The sequence below is a fragment of the Segatella intestinalis genome, from assembly GCF_029348455.1.
In the GTDB taxonomy this organism is placed as follows: domain Bacteria; phylum Bacteroidota; class Bacteroidia; order Bacteroidales; family Bacteroidaceae; genus Prevotella.
In genome coordinates this window covers 66,417-84,535 of sequence record NZ_JARJVV010000009.1, presented here as the reverse complement: position 1 = coordinate 84,535, position 18,119 = coordinate 66,417, and the positions used below count along the sequence as shown (strand labels likewise).

At 43.5% G+C, this 18,119-nt stretch carries 13 protein-coding genes and 3 pseudogenes; 4 read left to right on the top strand and 12 right to left on the bottom strand.

The window, feature by feature from the left end; genetic code table 11:
• The gene (locus P3T48_RS07515) at positions 1 to 1,848 is read right to left on the bottom strand and encodes a glycoside hydrolase family 5 protein (RefSeq protein WP_276506246.1); all 1,848 of its coding nucleotides are present in this window, start codon (positions 1,846 to 1,848) and stop codon (positions 1 to 3) included.
• A gap of 275 nt (positions 1,849 to 2,123) precedes the next feature.
• Here P3T48_RS07515 and P3T48_RS07510 point away from each other — a divergent pair, with 275 nt between their 5' ends.
• On the top strand, positions 2,124 to 3,005 hold the full coding sequence (locus P3T48_RS07510) for a helix-turn-helix domain-containing protein (protein WP_276506245.1): 882 nt from the start codon (positions 2,124 to 2,126) through the stop codon (positions 3,003 to 3,005).
• A 254-nt stretch (positions 3,006 to 3,259) separates the two neighbouring features.
• Here P3T48_RS07510 and P3T48_RS07505 read toward each other — a convergent pair whose 3' ends face one another.
• From P3T48_RS07505 to P3T48_RS07485, 5 genes are all read right to left on the bottom strand, one after another.
• Positions 3,260 to 4,618: a hypothetical protein gene (locus P3T48_RS07505; RefSeq protein WP_276506244.1), complete on the bottom strand. Its 1,359-nt coding sequence runs from the start codon at positions 4,616 to 4,618 to the stop codon at positions 3,260 to 3,262.
• A 265-nt stretch (positions 4,619 to 4,883) separates the two neighbouring features.
• Positions 4,884 to 6,020, bottom strand: a complete 1,137-nt coding sequence (locus tag P3T48_RS07500; protein ID WP_276506243.1) for a pullulanase X25 domain-containing protein — start codon at positions 6,018 to 6,020, stop codon at positions 4,884 to 4,886.
• 231 nt (positions 6,021 to 6,251) lie between these two features.
• On the bottom strand, positions 6,252 to 6,635 hold the full coding sequence (locus P3T48_RS07495) for a desulfoferrodoxin (RefSeq protein ID WP_276506242.1): 384 nt from the start codon (positions 6,633 to 6,635) through the stop codon (positions 6,252 to 6,254).
• A 54-nt stretch (positions 6,636 to 6,689) separates the two neighbouring features.
• On the bottom strand, positions 6,690 to 6,851 hold the full coding sequence (gene rd / locus P3T48_RS07490) for a rubredoxin (protein WP_158463863.1): 162 nt from the start codon (positions 6,849 to 6,851) through the stop codon (positions 6,690 to 6,692).
• Positions 6,852 to 7,011: 160 nt separating this feature from the next.
• A complete protein-coding gene (locus P3T48_RS07485; RefSeq protein ID WP_276506241.1) occupies positions 7,012 to 8,859 on the bottom strand; it encodes a calcineurin-like phosphoesterase C-terminal domain-containing protein in 1,848 nt (615 codons plus the stop codon).
• 232 nt (positions 8,860 to 9,091) lie between these two features.
• Here P3T48_RS07485 and mutS point away from each other — a divergent pair, with 232 nt between their 5' ends.
• A complete protein-coding gene (mutS, locus tag P3T48_RS07480) occupies positions 9,092 to 11,755 on the top strand; it encodes a DNA mismatch repair protein MutS (RefSeq protein WP_158463861.1) in 2,664 nt (887 codons plus the stop codon).
• 106 nt (positions 11,756 to 11,861) lie between these two features.
• On the opposite strand, the gene P3T48_RS07475 is transcribed toward mutS, so the two are convergent.
• The 4 genes from P3T48_RS07475 to P3T48_RS07460 all read right to left on the bottom strand — a co-directional run bounded on the left by P3T48_RS07475 (position 11,862) and on the right by P3T48_RS07460 (position 14,988).
• Positions 11,862 to 12,485: a YiiX/YebB-like N1pC/P60 family cysteine hydrolase gene (locus tag P3T48_RS07475; protein WP_022251457.1), complete on the bottom strand. Its 624-nt coding sequence runs from the start codon at positions 12,483 to 12,485 to the stop codon at positions 11,862 to 11,864.
• Positions 12,482 to 12,910, bottom strand: a complete 429-nt coding sequence (locus P3T48_RS07470; protein WP_022251458.1) for a hypothetical protein — start codon at positions 12,908 to 12,910, stop codon at positions 12,482 to 12,484. Before P3T48_RS07470 ends, P3T48_RS07475 begins: the two co-directional genes overlap by 4 nt.
• Before the next feature lie 211 nt (positions 12,911 to 13,121).
• On the bottom strand, positions 13,122 to 13,760 hold the full coding sequence (locus P3T48_RS07465; protein WP_276506240.1) for a hypothetical protein: 639 nt from the start codon (positions 13,758 to 13,760) through the stop codon (positions 13,122 to 13,124).
• A 193-nt stretch (positions 13,761 to 13,953) separates the two neighbouring features.
• Positions 13,954 to 14,988, bottom strand: coding sequence for a helix-turn-helix domain-containing protein (locus tag P3T48_RS07460; protein ID WP_276506239.1), 1,035 nt, complete (start codon positions 14,986 to 14,988; stop codon positions 13,954 to 13,956).
• A 286-nt stretch (positions 14,989 to 15,274) separates the two neighbouring features.
• Between P3T48_RS07460 and P3T48_RS07455 the strand changes: the two are divergent.
• Both P3T48_RS07455 and P3T48_RS14400 read left to right on the top strand, forming a co-directional pair.
• Positions 15,275 to 15,502, top strand: a pseudogene (locus P3T48_RS07455) (transposase); the annotation flags it as partial.
• A 49-nt stretch (positions 15,503 to 15,551) separates the two neighbouring features.
• Positions 15,552 to 15,740, top strand: a pseudogene (locus tag P3T48_RS14400) (hypothetical protein); the annotation flags it as partial.
• Positions 15,741 to 15,775: 35 nt separating this feature from the next.
• Here the strand turns inward: P3T48_RS14400 and P3T48_RS14335 are convergent.
• Together P3T48_RS14335 and P3T48_RS07445 are read right to left on the bottom strand one after the other, a co-directional pair.
• Positions 15,776 to 16,285: pseudogene (locus tag P3T48_RS14335) on the bottom strand (BRO family protein); the annotation flags it as partial.
• Positions 16,286 to 16,611: 326 nt separating this feature from the next.
• Positions 16,612 to 17,769 carry a carboxypeptidase-like regulatory domain-containing protein gene (locus P3T48_RS07445; RefSeq protein ID WP_276506237.1) on the bottom strand — a complete coding sequence of 386 codons (1,158 nt, stop codon included), beginning with the start codon at positions 17,767 to 17,769 and terminating at the stop codon, positions 16,612 to 16,614.
• Between the last annotated feature and the right edge of the window lie 350 nt (positions 17,770 to 18,119).

Here is an 18,119-nt window from a genome sequence, read left to right as displayed (position 1 = left end):
TTATCTCACAACCTTTCTTCCTTTATGTATAAAGATGCCGTGACCGGGATTCCCGACCTTTACCCCCTGAAGGGTGTACCATGCATCCGAGGCGGCAGGGGCGGCAGGGGTTTCTAACTGTACAATGCCTGTACCGACACTCTGGTATTTTACCAGAACCGACATCTGCGGGCGGTCGTTGGTATAGTTGCCTGTGGGATGGACAGCCAGCTTATAGTCGCCCCAACGATGGCCGGCAGACCAATATGTCCCTCCTATGCCGTTCTCTTTAAGATAAGAAATCGTGTTGTCAAGAACGGTATTCCACCGTGAGTCATCATCAGGAATGCCATATTCACCCACGAACCCGCGCTTGCCATACTTGCCGCACCATTCTACAAACGGCTTTACACGCGTGACACCGGTCTGCACGTTAGCTCCGGAGTTGTCGTAGCTGTCCTTATACTCTCCCGAGGAATCTTTGTCGAAATAGCAGTGGGCGGAGAATATCAGGTTATCGGCCGGGTCATTGAGGTTACGCAGGTTGTCGCTGTAATATACCCAGTTGCGCGCCGTGGCAAACTGGTCGCCGTCGATGACAATCGGGGTGGACATGTCTTCTTCGCGTATTGCATATATCGCCGCCTGTGCTATGTCGAACCATGGCATGGATGAGAGCATGGCATACGGCTCGTTCATTATCTCATATCCCCATATACACTCGTAGTCCTTGAATTCGCGGGCAAGCATGCGCCATACATCACAAAAGTGGCCGAGCGTGCACGACGGCTCTCCTATCACGGCATATACGTTGTTTGCAGAACTGTAGCCGTTGCAATATGTGCAGTAACGCCCGAAATTGTGCATGTCGAAAACAACCTTAAGCCCGAGTTCAGACGCCCAGTCAAGTACCTGCCTTATCTTGTCCGTCTCGCTCTTTATCAGCGATGACGAGCCCAAAGGGCGCTGGACACGCTCCCACCGGAACGGAAGACGGATAATGCCAAAGCCTTTCCTGCGCGCATAGGCAAGGTCGTCATAGTTGGGATAGCCGTAATGGGTACCATCAACACCGGGATAAACTCCGGCAAACTCCCCACCCGACTCGTTAAGGCCAAACATCATGACTGCCTCACGCTTTTCACCGGGAACCACTTCATAGCCTGCAGAGGGGCAATAGAGTGACACCCCATTAACAGTGTGATATGCTCCCCGGACACGAAGCACGCCGTCATGCAGCTGGGCAAGGACGGCCTCGTCTATAACCATGCTGTAGTTGCCGGTCATCTCAAAGCCGCTGAATCCGGACTTAAGCTCGCTCCACTCATGATTTTGAAGACATCCGCGCGAAGCAGAAGTGACATTGCTTACCGATACTTTTATGACATCGCCTGTCTTTGCCGTCTGGAACTGGAATTTAGGGATGGAGATGGTAGGCGTATAGTAGTCTATGTCGACGCTGCCGCTGAAAAGCACCTTATTCTTGGGGTCCTTCTCAAGCGTTATCTTGTCTATCGTATAATTATAGCCCGCAACGGTAAGCCCGCCGGAACGCAATTTCGACAATACCGAAGGAGAAACTATCAGCGTGAAGTCGCCGTACACCTTAAACTCAGTCTCATCAGGAAACAGTGCCGAGCCTGAAGACATAAAGCCAGCCGTACCGCTATTGTCTGCTCCTAAAAAGCCCGAGGCATAGACGCGGACAACATCACCGGCACCGGCGTCTGCAAAAACACCGGCAGGCAAATCTACACCCTCCCATCCACATACTTTCGCCGGACCGCTGTAAACAACATTCTCTTCTGCCATGCATACCATGGCAGAACTCATGACGAACATAAATAAAAGTATTAATTTTTTGGCCATATTCTTTTTTATTAAGTTATGCTGCAAAAATAAAAATTTTATATTACATAATACTATATTATTTTGCTGCATTATGATACTATTTTGCCTATCTGCAAACAACAAGACAAAGAAAACGGGCTCAGAAGCAAAAAAAGCAAAGTTTTATTGCCGTTTATATGTTTTTATTACTTTTGCATAAACAAAGCTCTGCCTCGTAAGCCTTTGGAATACTTGACTAATACGGGCTTATTTCATACCGGCATAATCATAATACATTATTAAAAACAAATACCATGAAAGAAACACGCATATTGCACGAGATAACACCTTTGCAGGACCAAGACTCACTGTACATTGCAGACAGGTGCAAGATGATGTTCAGCTATCCAATACACAACTATGCCGCATTCGAACTGAATTTTATTGAGCATGCCGCAGGGGTAAGAAGAATTATCGGAGACCACAGCGAAGTAATCGGCGACTATGACTTGGTGCTCATAACCAGTCAGGAGCTGGAACATGTATGGGAGCAGAACACATGTACAAGCGAGAACATACATAAGATAACAATACAGTTCCACTGGAAGATGGACGAAGAATTTCTTGCACGCAACCCTTTCGGCAGCATACGCAAAATGATGGATGTGGCACGGAAAGGACTGGCTTTCCCTATGGAAGCAATAATACAGGTATATCCGCGGCTTACACAACTAAGCAAGCTGAACGACAGCTTCTGGGCTGTAAATCAGTTTATGGGCATATTATACGACTTGTCACAGTGCAAGGGGGCACGTACCTTGGCTACAAACAGCTATGCGAAAATAAATATACAGGATGACAGCAAGCGGATACTTAAAGTCAAGACATATATACATGATCACTATATGGACGACATACGGTTAGGAACGCTTGCCGACCTTGCAGGAATGAGCACAAGCGCATTCAGCCGCTTCTTCAAGCTACATACAGGCAACACGCTTCGCGAATATCTTATAAACATACGTCTTGGAAATGCGGCAAGGCTGTTGCTCGACACAAGCGAGAGCATAGCAAACATAAGTTTCTTCTGCGGTTTCAACAACCTGAGCAACTTCAATCGCATATTCAAGGACAGAAAAGTCTGCTCACCGTCTGAGTTTCGTGAACAGGTGAGAAAGACAAGGATAATACTCTAATTTAATCAAGAAAACAGTGACTTTGCAAAAGACGGCCTTTTGCAACAAGAGACTTCGTTGATTTATAAAGCACTGTTTATCAATAACTTAAGCAACGATTATGTATTAACAAGACAGACACCCTTTAACAAACCGCCAAAAAAGCCGCGGCATGTTAAAGGGCACTGTGTGTCATCCTGAGTTTCTAAAAGAATACTCGCCTGTGAGCCACCTGTCTGCTCTACAATGCGAAATTAATCAACTAATCAATAAACTTATCTATTAATATACTTTCTGCCATTCTTTATGACAAGTCCCTTATAAGACGCATCTACACGCTGTCCGGAGAGATTATAAACGGCATTGTCGCCGGAAACCTTATTGTTTTCAACCGAACCTATGCCTGATGTTCCGGTATTTGCAACAGTTACATAACGTATCTCAAAATCGTATGTGGTGCCGTTGCCCTGACGCTGTATAATCATTCCCGAAGTCTTTATCTTATTGATTATATCCTCCGTAAGCTCCATGCTGAACACTTGTGTGCCCGCTGTCATTATAGTCTGTGTATTAAGACATTCCCACGAAGCAGTCTCCTTTATATAAATCTGGTCACCTTCTTCTACATCACTCATATATACTTTTATGAACTTGCCGGGCTGGAGGTCTGCACCAAGAAGTGCCGAACGGTTGGGGTCGTAGCGGAAATCTACCGATGTGCTTCCTGTAGCTGAGCCACTCCATACTATTGTCTCAGATGCATCTGGAACAATGACGTCATCACCTATCTGCGCTTTTATAACTTCAACCTTTGTAAAGGTATATGATGAACTGCTCGGACGGCGCAGCATTATACCCTTCTGCCTTATTGCTTCTACGGCAGCAGCATTTACCATAAACTCATAGCTTCCGTCACCGGCATCAATTGTAGGAGAACTATTATCTATTGCCATGATATTGTTCCACTCCATATCCTGGAACCAAACCTGATCTTCGGCTGCTGCACCTGTATAATAGAACTTTATCTTATCACCGACCGAAAGGTTTGCCTGACCTTCTGCATCACCTACAAGCTTGTTATAATTGTCAAGATAACTGCCGGACTCGGGAGTGAAACGGAGAATAGAAGCCAAAGAGCCCTCCCATACAACAATGTTGGAACTTACGTCGCCACCAGTTCCAGGCTCGTCGCCACCTCCTGGAACATCATCGCCCTTTACAACATTAACCTTGGTGAAAGAGTATACAGCCTTACCGCCACGGCGCAGACGCAAGCCTTTGACTTTAATTGCATCTACAAACTCCTGAGAAACATTAACTGTGAAAACACCGTCGCCCGCAGCAAGCAAATCTACATTTGCACCTGTCACGGAAGCGGGATAGGTATTCCATTCATTGTCCTGCAACCACAACTTGCTTCCCTCAACAGCACCTGCATAATAAATATCAATTTTGTCGCCGGCAGAGAGGTGGGCCTGCCCCGCACCGTCGCCCATAAGAGCATTATAAGTGTCTTCACCGCTGAAGAAAGTAAGATGACCTGCCTGGGTTCCTTCCCATACAGTGATAACCTCTGCTGAAGCATTCATTACAGCCATCAGCAAGAGCGAAAGAATAAAAGTAGTTTTTTTCATAATTTAATGGTTTTAATTATCGGATTTATTTTATATCTGCAAAATTCGCATTTTCCTGACACAATATATAATATTAAATTAGCAGACACTGATACTATTTTACCTATTTTGCTCTTATACACCATTTTAACGCTATAAAAGTATTACTTATATGAAACTAATCAATACTTTTGTATTGAACAATAAATACAAAAACACAAAAAAAGGGTGCGTCACTGACTTATGACACACCCTCTTTCTGATTGATTACTTTGAGCAGTTTTTATTATTTTACGACCACTTTTTTACCGTTGATGATATAAACTCCCTGTTTAGGAGTTGAAACACGATGTCCCTGAAGGTTGAAGACTACGCTCTTAGCTTTGACGTCGCCGGCAATCTGGCTGATGCCATCTGTATCGGTGCGTACAGCTGTAGCTGATACCTCCTTAGTTACTGAATTGAAGGTGAAGGTAACGTCGTAGATTCCGGCTTCAGTGATGTCGAGGTAAGCATTATAATCTGTGCCAGTGCCATAGCTTTCTGTCCAGGTATGGTTGGCACATACCTTGTATTCGTAAGTCTGGGCACTAAGGCTTCTGCCCCTCTTTACCAAGGTATATATATCATTCTCTTGCTTTGTCATCTCGTTGTCTGTGGATAGTTGGTCCCATGCTGTCTCAAATAGTCCTTCGTCTCCAGCAACAGACCATACCTTGCCAATTACGGCATCTGCTTTTTTAGTTACAACGCAGGAAACCTCGTGGGTCTCTGAGTTGAAGGTGAAAGTAAGGTCGTAGATTCCGTCTGCTGCGATATAAATGGAGGCATTACCTTCTGGGTCAGTATCATCACCATAGTTTTCAGCCCAACTGTGGTTTGCACAGATCTTATATTTATAACCGCCTTGAGCAATGGTCAGATTGGTCTTGGTCAGAATGTAGGTGACGTTATCTTCCTGTTTGATCATGTCGTTTTCTGTTGCTTCCGGATCCCATTCTACTCCGAGAATTGTGCCAAATCCAGCTACAGTCCATGTCTTTTCACCAATGACAGCATCACCTGTCTTTTTGGTGATTACCCCGACTTCGTAGTTGGTTTCATTAAACTGGATAGTGACGTTATAGGTACCTGTCTCTTCTACCATAAAGACATAGTTGGCGTTGGTTTGAGGGTACGATTCTGCCCAATTATGATTCTTCAGAACTTTAAGTTCGTATTTCACATTTTTTTCAAGAATGCAGTCGGTTTTGGTGAGCTCCCAGATGCCATTTCCTAAAGGAGTCAGGTCATTGCGGGTATCCTTTTCATCCCAATGAGAACCGAAGAGTGTACTGGAACCTGCTGCAGTCCAGACATCTTGTGCCTGCAGGGTTAGGGTTGCGATACAAAGCATGATAAGGGTAAAGATTGTTCTTCTCATAATTGATGTAATTTAAATGTTAATAATTAAAATTGTATGCTTAATACGCATTTCTGTTTAAACGCGTTTTTATGATTTATAATTAGGTTTTTGGCATTACCAGGTGCAAGTATACGAATTATTTCAATATGTTCCAAGGTTTTTAGAGAAAAGTTGCTTGATGAAATGGATAAAAAAGCAGGAGGGTGTGTCTAAAGTATAGAGACACACCCTCCCGGATAATAATATTCTTTAGATTTCCCCTTTCCACAGACCATGAAGGTTGCAGTATTCGCGAGCCACAACATCCTTGGCTTCTGCGTTGGTCAGGAAGATAGCTTCAGGCTTTTCGCCTGGCTTCAACTCGTGACGAAGCACATCTGTAGGGGTGAGCAACTCTATCCACTGGATGTAATGCTCTGGAAGCATCGGATGTTCTACGCTTCCCACCTTTACCCGATAACCGCCTTCTATGGGCTCAATGACAGGCACATGCTTCTCATAAGCTCCGTCGGTGGCGTTTTCTTCCATCAACTGCATGGGTTGTCCACAGCAACTCAGAACGGCTCCTGAGTGCAATACTTCTACTACGTTGCCGCAGATAGGGCAGCGGTACACTTGTCTTGTTTTTGTCATCATGTTTCCTCCTATATAAAAAAGTTAAAAGAATGAGTGGGTTAGTAACTTATATCAGTCCATGGGGCTGAACTCGTCTTTGCCTACTCCGCACAGAGGGCAAACCCAGTCGTCGGGAATGTCTTCGAAAGCTGTTCCTGGTGCTATACCGCCTTCAGGATCGCCTACTTCTGGGTCGTACACCCAGCCACATACATCACATACATACTTTTTCATAATGTTTCGTTTTAAAAAGTTATTTTTTAAGGTTAATTACTTTCACTATTCATCATGATGATGGATAGATGTGGCAAATATATAACTTTTTTGGATAAGTTCCAAATTATTCTGTGCAAATGATGTTAAATGTAAGTTCTTTTAAGTCAAAGCGATAAGATTACTGTATTGCATTGGCATGGTCTTCTTTCTTTGTTTCGAGCGAATCTTTGCGCATCTGTTCCTTCTGCTTCTTAACTTCTTTGTATTCGCTCTTGTAGTAGTGTGCGAAGTTGGCAAAGGGTTCGGTGATGACGTCAGAACTGCTGGCCGTATAGGTGTGTCCATAAGGGTCGATCGCCTTGATGGTGATATGGGCATCGGGATTCTTGGGCTCATAATAGTACAGGTGGTTCATGATGAGGTAACCATTCTGCTTGCTGACGAACCAGTATGATACCGATTCGCTGTACTTGTGGTGATAACCCGTGGCAAAGGCATCCTGTCCCTTGCTGCTGATGCGGTGCATGGGATATTGTCTGCCGTCTTCGATGGCATATATCTTCCAACGGCTGTCGGCATTGAACACATTGGCTATCAGTACATTCTTTTTTGATGGCAGGTTCCAGTCGTCGGCGTATGATTCCTGATTGAAGTTGGTTTCGGCACGAAAGAGTGTCATCTGCTTGTTGGCTTTCCAGAATGTGCCCTTGTAGTAGCAGTCGGCGAGGCGGGTGCCTTCGAAGGTATAGACATAATAGCCATTGGGCGTTCCGCAGATGTTTACGTTCGACTGCCAGATGTTTCCGCAGGCGGCAGCATGGCAATGCTCCATGACATGGCGTCCCTCATATTCTATCTCATGGTTGCAGGCAAAGTGGGTGTGACCGCAGAAGAGTTCGTATCCTCCCTCGAATGATTCTAAAAGAGCAAGCAGCGACGACAGGCGGGAAGACGTGAAATGTCCTTTCTCGCTCTCTATGCCAACGGGTTTTGCCTTTCTATAGGGGGCGTTGCCAAATGTAAATGGAATGTGGTAGCAAAGTATTACCTTCTTATTTTTGGGGGTGAGCGCGAGGTCTTGTTTGAGCCATCGCATCTGCGAGGCGTGCAGTTCGCCAGGCGAATAATAGGCCTTGCCCTTGGTGAAGAAACAATTGTTGATGCATACATAGTGCTCATCGCCACGGTCGAAGGAATAGTCGGTAGGTCCGAAGTTTTCCTCCCATTTGCGTTTGTAGAGTGACTTTCCGTCCTGGTCGTGGTTGCCTATAACGGAGAAGAGTCGCATCTCTGACGAGCCTAAAGCCTCGCGAATCTGACGTTCCAGTTGTGGATTGTAGCCACCATAGTATTGTACATCATCGCCCATACTGAGTCCATAGACGGGTGTACCGGGTTTCTGGTCTCTGATAGTTTGTCGGATGTCGCGCATCGTCTGGGTAGTAAATCGTTCTACGTCGCTTTTCTTGATGGGATTGTCGTCTGGCGAGTCGTAATAGGGGCTGATGGCATTGGTAACCTGCGGGTCGCCGATAACGATCATCTTATACTGCCTCTCCTTGCCATAAGGCAGGCGGGTAAGCGTAAAGTCGTATATCTTCTTTTTAGCTTTGACAGCCTGATAGAAGCAAGCCGTGCGGTCGGTATCAGAATGGGTGGGAACCTCGCAATCAGCTGGAACAGAATAGTATATAAACCGTGCCAGACTGTCTCGCTTCATCTTGTATCTGCCTGTAGAATCGGTTTTCACACAGGTGTAGCCATCGCTGACGATGACGTCGGCCACTCCGTTCCCCTCCTCATCGGTAAGAGTTCCGCTGATGGTGTAGTCTGTTTTTCTGACCACAGGTTTCACCTTCTTAATGGTGTCTTTGGGCTGTGGCTTTTCCTTTGCCACGATATTGGGTTTAGGTGTGGGGGCGGGTGGTGTAGAGGCTTTTCTGCCAAAGTGTAAAGTCATGCCTATTGCCACAAGTATGCAGCAAGTGATGGCTAAAGCTATGATGTATGTTTGTCGTTTTGTCATATTTGCTTTTCTGTTGGTCTTCTTTCGTAACTCAACTTTTCGATACAAAAGTACGTAATTATTATCGAAAACGTTCAAAAGGAAGCTCTTTTCCATCAAAAAAACATTAAATTAATGTAGAATCATTTTGTTTTCTCCTCATTTTTTCATATTTTTGCAATTCTGATGATACGGCTGGAAAAGTCATGGTATAGCCGTTTCGGAACAAATAAATAAGTACAGGAAATAAACAATGGCAAACAACGATAAAGGTCTGACGCCCATGATGAGGCAATTTTTCGAGATGAAGGCAAAGCATCCCGAGGCATTGTTGCTCTTCAGATGTGGCGACTTCTATGAAACATATTGCGAGGATGCGATAGAGGCTTCCAGGGTTCTCGGCATCACGCTGACACGTCGTAACAATGGCGGTTCGGCAGGTGGAGCAGAGATGGCTGGTTTCCCTCATCATGCTCTCGACACTTATCTGCCCAAGTTGATAAGGGCTGGTAAGCGCGTGGCTGTTTGCGACCAGCTGGAAGACCCAAAGAAGAAGCGTCAGGAAATAAAGGGCAAGAAAGGACTGAGCCAGATGGACAAGATGGTGAAGCGTGGCATTACCGAACTGGTGACACCGGGTGTGGCCATGGGCGATAATGTGCTGAACTACAAGGAAAACAACTTTCTTGCTGCCGTGCACTTCGGAAAGGCGGCCTGCGGTGTGGCTTTCCTCGATATCTCTACAGGAGAGTTCCTGACAGGAGAGGGAACTCCCGATTATGTGGAGAAACTGATGGCAAATTTTCAGCCTAAAGAGGTGCTTTATGACCGCGCCATGAAGTCGAAGTTTGAGCAGGCTTTCGGTACCAAATACTGTACTTTCGAACTGGACGACTGGGTGTTTACAGAACAGACTGCTCGCCAGAAACTGTTGGGGCATTTCAAGACCAAGTCGTTGAAGGGCTTTGGTGTGGAACACCTGAAGAATGGTGTTATCGCCAGCGGTGCCATCATGCAGTATCTTGAGATTACTCAGCATACCCAGATTAACCATATCACGGCCCTCTCGCGCATAGAGGAAGACAAGTTTGTACGCATGGACCGCTTCACCATACGTAGTTTGGAACTTGTAGCTCCGATGCAGGAGGATGGTTCTTCGCTGCTGAATGTTATCGACCGTACGGTAACGGCCATGGGTGGACGTATGCTCCGCAGATGGCTTGTATTCCCTTTGAAGGATGTACGCCCTATCAATGAGCGACTCGACATCGTGGAATATTTCTTCAAAGAGCCAGAATTCCGTCAACTGCTGGATGAACAGCTGCATCGCATAGGCGACCTGGAACGTATTATTTCCAAGGTTGCCGTGGGCAGAGTTTCTCCACGTGAGGTAGTGCAGCTGCAGCATGCCCTGGAAGCCATTCGGCCTATCAAGACAGCTTGCGAGCATGCCAAGAATGAGGCTTTGAGACGAGTGGGAGAGCAACTCAATCTGTGTGATACGCTGAGGGAACGCATCGCCAAGGAGATACAGCCCGATCCGCCTCAGTTGGTTAATAAGGGAGATGTTATAGCCGATGGCTATCATGCCGAACTGGACGACCTGCGTGCTATCAGCCGACATGGAAAGGACTATCTGCTCAAGATACAGGAGCGGGAGATAGAGAAGACGGGTATATCGAGCCTTAAAGTGGGCTATAACAATGTCTTTGGTTATTATCTCGAGGTTCGTAATACCTTTAAGGACAAGGTGCCTGAAGACTGGATTCGCAAGCAGACTCTGGCGCAGGCAGAACGTTACATCACCCAGGAACTGAAGGAATATGAGGAGAAGATTCTCGGTGCAGATGAGAAGATATTGATATTGGAAACGCAGCTTTTCAATGAGCTGATTGTTGCCATGCAGGAATATATTCCACAAATACAGATCAACGCCAACCTGATAGCCCGAATGGACTGTCTGTTGTCGTTTGCAAAGGCTTCGGACGAGAACAGATATGTAAGGCCTGTGATAGACGACTCGCAGGTGCTCGATATCAAGCAGGGACGTCATCCTGTTATCGAGACCCAGTTGCCATTAGGGGAGAGATATGTGCCTAATGATGTGTTGCTTGATACAGAGAAACAGCAGATTATGATGATTACGGGTCCTAATATGGCTGGTAAATCGGCTCTGCTGCGACAGACGGCTTTGATAGTTCTGTTGGCTCAAGTGGGTTGTTTTGTTCCTGCTGAGAGTGCGAGAGTAGGTTTGGTGGATAAGATCTTCACCCGTGTGGGAGCCAGCGACAATATCTCTTTGGGAGAGTCTACCTTTATGGTGGAGATGACTGAGGCTGCTAACATTTTGAATAATGTATCGCCTCGCTCGTTGGTGCTCTTCGACGAATTGGGACGTGGTACTTCCACCTATGACGGCATCTCTATAGCATGGGCCATTGTGGAGTATCTGCATGAACATAAGAAGGCTCAGGCGCGTACACTCTTTGCCACTCATTATCATGAACTTAACGAGATGGAGAAGAACTTCGCGCGTATCAAAAACTTCAATGTGAGTGTGAAGGAGGTGAGCGGAAAAGTTATCTTCCTGCGCAAGTTGGAACCTGGTGGAAGTGAGCATTCCTTTGGTATTCATGTAGCTGAAATTGCCGGTATGCCCAGAAGCATTGTAAATCGTGCCAACGTGATACTGAAACAGTTGGAAGATGATAATGCGGGAGTAGGGGGTGCAGGCAAACCTAATGTAAAGCATCTTGATGAGCAGAAGGAGGGTATGCAACTCAGTTTCTTCCAGCTTGATGATCCTGTGTTGACGCAGATACGTGATGAAATCCTCGGCTTGGATGTCAACAATCTTACCCCGGTAGAGGCATTGAATAAACTCAACGATATAAAGAAGATATTGTTGGGAAGATAATTATCAAGTAGGGTGTATCAAAAAGGATGATACACCCTACTTGCTTTTTTCTGTTATCATGTATGATGACAACGAGTTTTGTCATCTTCTGTTACCATTAATGGCTTTAGTGTTTTTTACTTGATTCTTCCTGCAGAGCAATCAGAGTCAAAAGATCGACGGGATACATATAGCTATGTTTACGTAACTTGGAGAAGCAGAAGTAATTGTTGGCTTCAAATACGCTTACCACCATCTCTGTGCAGTAGAGGGCATCAGGGGTGGTATGGTCGAATTTGAAATCAAAAGGCACACCTTTCGACACCAATGCCTCTACGGTCTTTCTGATGGCCAGGGTGTCCACTCTACAGGGAGCCTTCCTGGTATAGATGCAGTATGAGCCGTTGTTGCGTAGATATTCTTCTGTTGTTTCCATGACGATCTTTTTGGCTACAGTAGAGGCATGAACTAACTTTACCCCATCGTCATTCCTGATGACTATGCCGCAATGGGATGGGGTAGAGTCGGCCACCTCAAGGGATCTGGTACCCGATAGTGCTCTTACAGCTACCGATTCCCACGAGTCACCCACGCTGAAAAAGATATCACCTGTTTCAAACCTTGTTGTGTCGGGCATGAGATAGGGAGGGCGGTTGAGCAGGCATATACCTATCCAGACTGCGATAGCCAGAAAGAATAAGGTGCTTCCACAGCCGATAAGATAGTAGAAGCGCCTTTTCGATTTTATCATTCCGTTTTGTTTTTTGCCAATTTTTCGATATTACATAAAGCGATGCCTACTGCGGCTGTCACCATATAAAGCCAACCACCCCAAGCTAAACTGACTTGATCTTTCAGTGTTAAGCCAAAGACAGCGCAGAGGATGAATCCTACTACGAAGCATATGGTGTAGTAGTTCTCATTCATCTTGCCAGTAAACTTCAGTTTTACAGATTTGCCTAATACTATCAGTATCGGAACTAATAATATTAACAATGCTAAAAACCAGTGAAAACCTAATCTACTGCCTTTAAACAACAAGTTCAATCCGTTCATCTGGACTTTCCCCATCACGTCAAGGACAGAACCGAATCCGAAGAATATAAACATAAGGACTGCGCTGGCATTTATAGCGATTCCTTTATATTGTTTGATGGTTTTTATGAGTTCTTCCATAATCTTCTATTTTTTATTTACTGAACTTTCGCATACCAGGAAGTTAAAGGAATTAAGGAGGAAGTTAAGACGTATGTCTTGCTACTTAAAAACTGCGCCAAAAAGTCTATTGTCTTTACTCCTCAGCGACCGTAGGAAGCGATAACTCCTTTAACTCCTTTAACTCCTTTAACTTCTTTAACTTCTGAACTTGCGAAACTTGGATTATTTATTAGAGGCGTTTAAGTTCCAACTTGTAGGTCTTGGCATCCTTGCAACCATTTTCGATGTCTGACTTACTGAATTTTAACTTTTTAAATTCCACGGGTGTGCCAGCTTTTACAAATGCCTTACCATCCACATTTTCAGCTGCAATGTTGCCTACCAGGGTCTTGTAAACCTCCTGACCTTCAGCGTTGTACCCTACGAGGTAAACATTCTCGCTTGGGAGGACAAAATCATTGCCTGTCTTCATGTCTGATGTGGCTGTAGCTTCACCATTTATCTTGAATGAAGGCGTCAAGTTAGAGTTACTATAGAAGTCAGTAAACTCTAATGTGAGGGGAGTTGTTATTGTGAAATCACATTTCTCTACCTCAATAGGTTTGCCATTGAGAGTTTTTGCACATTCTTCGATCTTTACTTTCCATTCCGCTTGCATCTTTTCCGATTTCTCGATCAATTCCTTTTTATCGGCTTCTGTCTTGATGTTCTCGGCCTGTTTCTTCAGATCGGCTTTTTCCTGCATAAACTTTTCATATTTCTCTGGTAGAGAGCCATACAGGTTGGTGTCGGTCGAACTGCCTCCTGAGCAAGCAAATAAGAGTGGCATCAACAAGACTGCAAGTGCCATTTGTTTCATTTTCTTCATAAGCTTTGTAGTTAGATGATTGATTATTGATTATTAGTAATATAGATGACTTTTATGTTTTCATCTTTTTGCAAATTTAGGAATAAACGAAGAAAGATAGTTAACAATCTCTCAAATTATTCTTTGCAAAAGGTAAATAGAGGTGGCAATGCGTAAAAAAACGATTTGCAACGGATTCTAAATACATTGCGAATCATCTGTTTCTCTCTTTACGATATTTGCTGGGAGATATTCCTTTTATCTTGGTGAAAACACGGATAAAAGCCTGCGCACTATTGAATCCAGAAGTCTCAGCTATCTGAACGATTTTGTCGTCCGTACAGTCAAGTTGCTTACAGGCGTATTCGATGCGGAATCTGTTGACATAGTCGTAGAAGGTACATTGAGTTTCTTTGTTGAAGTATGCACTGACGTAGGTGCGATTGGTGCCTATGGTTGCAGCTATGTCTGATACTTTGAGGTTAGGGTTCAGATAAACCTTTTCTTTTTCGAAAAGAATGGCTATGCGTTTTCCGATTTGGGTGTCTTTTGTGATGGTTGCAGTGTCATCTTGCATGTCAATATATTGACTGTCAGATAGTTCGTCAAGCACTGACTCGTGTTTATAGATATAGTAGCTTATGAACATCCATACCACCAAAGAAATGCTCATATATAGTGCTTCGATGATATAATCTGCATATATGCTGTTAGCTATCCAGAGTATCAAGATGAATACAAATGACAGGAATATGGCGCGCAACCAGTTTAGATTGATGTTTTTGGTGTAGGAGAAGCGTTGTTTTAGTTCTCTGTTGTATCTGGGAATGGCGATGATTCCCCATATCGTAAAATAAAGGCTATAAGTGAATGTTTCGAACACCTCAGCGTAATAGAATAAGACATTTTTGGTCAAGATGAAGAGGACAAAAGGTGCTATAAATAGTAGCTCATGCACGATGATAGTACGACGGGTGAGGCTTGTAGGACTGCATAGTTCGATGAGGATAAAGGCGTATAAAGGGATTGCCACCACGTCGGAAGCTATTGTTATCATCCATCTTATCTCGTTAGGATCGTTTATGGGTTTGATAAAATATAGATTCTTCAAACATTGCACACCGATAACCAGCATCAAGACTGCCACGAGTCTTGATAGTAGTTCTTTGTCCTTATGGAAGAAGAGCCATGACATCATGAAATAGAACATGACGCACAGTCCGTAAATGAAATAAATGGTGTGCAACATTTTGTTATTGTCTGTTTAGGTTGTAGAGCAAAGTCTACCGCAAATATACACATTTTATTTGAATAATTATCTCTTAGTCCTTTTTTTATTCAATCTTTCTTTCATTATGAAGTCGTCATTGGAGGAATTTTGCTTTCGTTTGTTACCATACTATCCCCTTGGTATCGTTACTTGTGTTCTTTTTATCCTCATTCTTTTCATCATATCATCTTGCAGGATTTACGAAAAGGAAAAAGGACAGATTTTTCTAATCATTGGGGGCAGTATCAAGCATGAAGTACACATGATGATGCCGTTCTATGACAGAATGATGCTGCGCAAGAGATACATTATCGAAACCATTAACGACATGCTGAAGAATACGGCACAGATTGTACACTCACACCATAGATCTGTAAGCAACTTTGTCATGAACCTCATCTCAGCATTGGGAGCATATTGTTTCTTCGACAACAAGCCAAAGGCATTGCAGGGATACTGCATCGAAGACACCAAACAGCTGTCACTATTCTAAGGGCAAAACAACTTCTTTCAGCCTTCTGTTATTACCCACTCCTAATGGTATGGGGAGGAGGCGTATTCACGCTGCATTTATATTGTATAAAACACTCGGTTATCCCGAACTGGGGTATGAGATAAGAAAATATGGAATAGACGAGGGCGACTGGAAGAAAGTATTCTCAGTTTTCTCCCATTTTCCTCATATCAGTAAGGCTATACTTTTTGGCTCCAGGGTCAAAGGAATCCACAAGCCTTTTTCTGATGTGGATATAGCATTGGTAGGCGAAGCCTTGTCGCCCAAGGAGCGAATGATGGCAAAGCCTTTGCTGTCCACACCTCTTTCATATAATACACCAGAGAGACGTTTCTCTGTTTCTGCAAGTTTTGCACGTGCTTGTACACGTTCGTATTCCAGCAAACGCTTTTGAACCAGTTCTGCTCGGCGAGTCTGTACGGCAAAGTAGTTTTGGGCAAAAGAGATTTGTGGCTTGCGTGGATCGCCATTTTGGGCAATAAGGTAGCAAGCATAACGAGTCAGCATGTAGTCTTTGACCTCACGTTGAGCACCTTTAGCTAGAGGTATCATTTTCCCGACGCCGGGAAAATGATATTCTACCATTTCGCCAGCGTTAATACAAGCATCTTTAGCTCGCTCGATGACACCTTCAAATCTTTCCCATTTGGAATAACCCAACACTTGTGCAAGTTCTCTTGCACTCTAACACTCTACGCCTTCGTATTCGTTGGCGATAGCTTCGAATTGCTCGAACAATTCTTTGATTTCCTCTTCCTTCATAATCGTTTATTTTTATGATATTTCGGTAAAGTTACGCTTTTTATTTGGTTGTAGCAAGGAAAAGGTAATTTATTTCCTTCTTTGTTCATTAATAAATACTTGTTATCTCTCCTAAATCTCCAATTTCTTTTGGTAGAACAAACATATTGTATGGGTTCGCATATTTACGGAAATGCTCTTCAATAGAATGTATATCTATTTCATTTATGCTTTTTGAACTGTTAAAACCGATAGGTTCAATGTGGCATAGCTTCCATCCTTGAAAACATCTGTTCCTAAAGGCTTGGAATACTTGGCTCTTTGTTTGGCACGTATCCAATACTTTACTATTTCACGTTGGTAAATACATTCTTGTTCTCGAAGAGTTCTATCACTTGGCGTTCCAGTTTAGTTCTCTTGATGCCAAAGTTTATTTTCCAAAATTGTGGATTGTATTTCTGCTTGGCTATAATCTCTTTGAGGTTATAGTTGTATTTGATATGCTTCTTTCCTTTAAACTTATTCTCGCCCATGTTAAATACGAGCATGTTGATGCGAATCTGCTTGCCGAGATAGTGATAGCTACCGTTGATGTCTTCGCTTTCAACCTCTGTAAATCCTCGTTGCGAAGTATATAAAGTGGTTATGGATAGATTGAGTGGAAGTTTCTCGTGTTTGGACGGAGATAGAGTGGAATGCGAAAGATGGCCGGCAAACTTAAGAACATCAAGCGATTCACTGTCCACGTAAAGATTGCCTTCAAGAATACTGCGGTGAATGCCTTTCTTTGCTTTGAAGGAAATTATATAGATGTAATGTTGCTGGTTTTGGATAACGGTATAGTCTACATGATAATACTTCTTATAGTCTTTTGTCAAAATGGGAATAGGCATGTTTTTCACCACTTTGCGTGATAAGATTCCAAGTTGGGATAAAGAGAAGAAGTTGGTGCAATATGAATATCTATTGCTTTCCGTTGAGGGTAGGGCAGCATATCTGCCTGTAATCAAAGACAATCCTCTGAGAGAAATCTCTGACTTAGCACAGAAGCAACTCTCAATGAACTCGTTGCAGACTTTATCGTTAAAGGTGGATTGGCGGAAGAAGAAATTAGACATTTGTTCTTTATGTTGAACGGTTTCTGCCAGTAACTTGTTGATAATCTTATTGATGATGGCATCTATAGGATAAGCTGTAACCTCCTTTAGATTGATGGTGTAAGGTTTAAGTTTGATGATGGAATTGAGAGAGGAAACTGGCACAAGGGCTTCTTGATACCCCACACAACTAATTTTGGCATGGCCAGTAGCTGAGGTCTCTATGGAAAATTCTCCGTTTGCATTAGCCAAGGCTTTATGGTCGGCATCAACATAGATAGTGGCAAATGGCAAACTTTGTTGGCTTTCAGCGTCAACGATACTTCCTTGGTATTTCTGAGCATGAATCGTTAGGCTCAGAAATACCAAGATAGTGAATAGCAAGTTCTTTTTGATATTCTCCTTCATTTGTTATGTTGCTTTTTAAAAAACTTTTTTAATTTAATGTAAAGGTACACATTATAAATGAAAGATACGAAAAAATCGTGGAAAATTAACTAAAAAGGCATCTACAGCCCTCGTGGATGCCTTTATGATAGCTTTTTAAAGAGTTTCTTTTGAATGGTGTAACTTCTCAGACCAATTAGGTGCTATTGGCTAAATACGTGAAATGTTCTTTACACTTCCTTCGCTGAGATTTCTGTATTTTTGTCAGACTCTTTTTTGTTTGTAAATATCGAAAATATGAAGGTCGAAGCGAATTTGCTAAAAATCAGATGGTTATAATTATAAAGAATTAATGGTCATGTTCCGTAATT

Coding starts and splice junctions, on each gene's coding strand:
- P3T48_RS07515 (WP_276506246.1), bottom strand. CDS start 1,848: ATGGCCAAAAAATTAATACTTTTATTTATGTTCGTCATGAGTTCTGCC.
- P3T48_RS07510 (WP_276506245.1), top strand. CDS start 2,124: ATGAAAGAAACACGCATATTGCACGAGATAACACCTTTGCAGGACCAA.
- P3T48_RS07505 (WP_276506244.1), bottom strand. CDS start 4,618: ATGAAAAAAACTACTTTTATTCTTTCGCTCTTGCTGATGGCTGTAATG.
- P3T48_RS07500 (WP_276506243.1), bottom strand. CDS start 6,020: ATGAGAAGAACAATCTTTACCCTTATCATGCTTTGTATCGCAACCCTA.
- P3T48_RS07495 (WP_276506242.1), bottom strand. CDS start 6,635: ATGACAAAAACAAGACAAGTGTACCGCTGCCCTATCTGCGGCAACGTA.
- rd (WP_158463863.1), bottom strand. CDS start 6,851: ATGAAAAAGTATGTATGTGATGTATGTGGCTGGGTGTACGACCCAGAA.
- P3T48_RS07485 (WP_276506241.1), bottom strand. CDS start 8,859: ATGACAAAACGACAAACATACATCATAGCTTTAGCCATCACTTGCTGC.
- mutS (WP_158463861.1), top strand. CDS start 9,092: ATGGCAAACAACGATAAAGGTCTGACGCCCATGATGAGGCAATTTTTC.
- P3T48_RS07475 (WP_022251457.1), bottom strand. CDS start 12,485: ATGATAAAATCGAAAAGGCGCTTCTACTATCTTATCGGCTGTGGAAGC.
- P3T48_RS07470 (WP_022251458.1), bottom strand. CDS start 12,910: ATGGAAGAACTCATAAAAACCATCAAACAATATAAAGGAATCGCTATA.
- P3T48_RS07465 (WP_276506240.1), bottom strand. CDS start 13,760: ATGAAGAAAATGAAACAAATGGCACTTGCAGTCTTGTTGATGCCACTC.
- P3T48_RS07460 (WP_276506239.1), bottom strand. CDS start 14,988: ATGTTGCACACCATTTATTTCATTTACGGACTGTGCGTCATGTTCTAT.
- P3T48_RS07445 (WP_276506237.1), bottom strand. CDS start 17,769: ATGAAGGAGAATATCAAAAAGAACTTGCTATTCACTATCTTGGTATTT.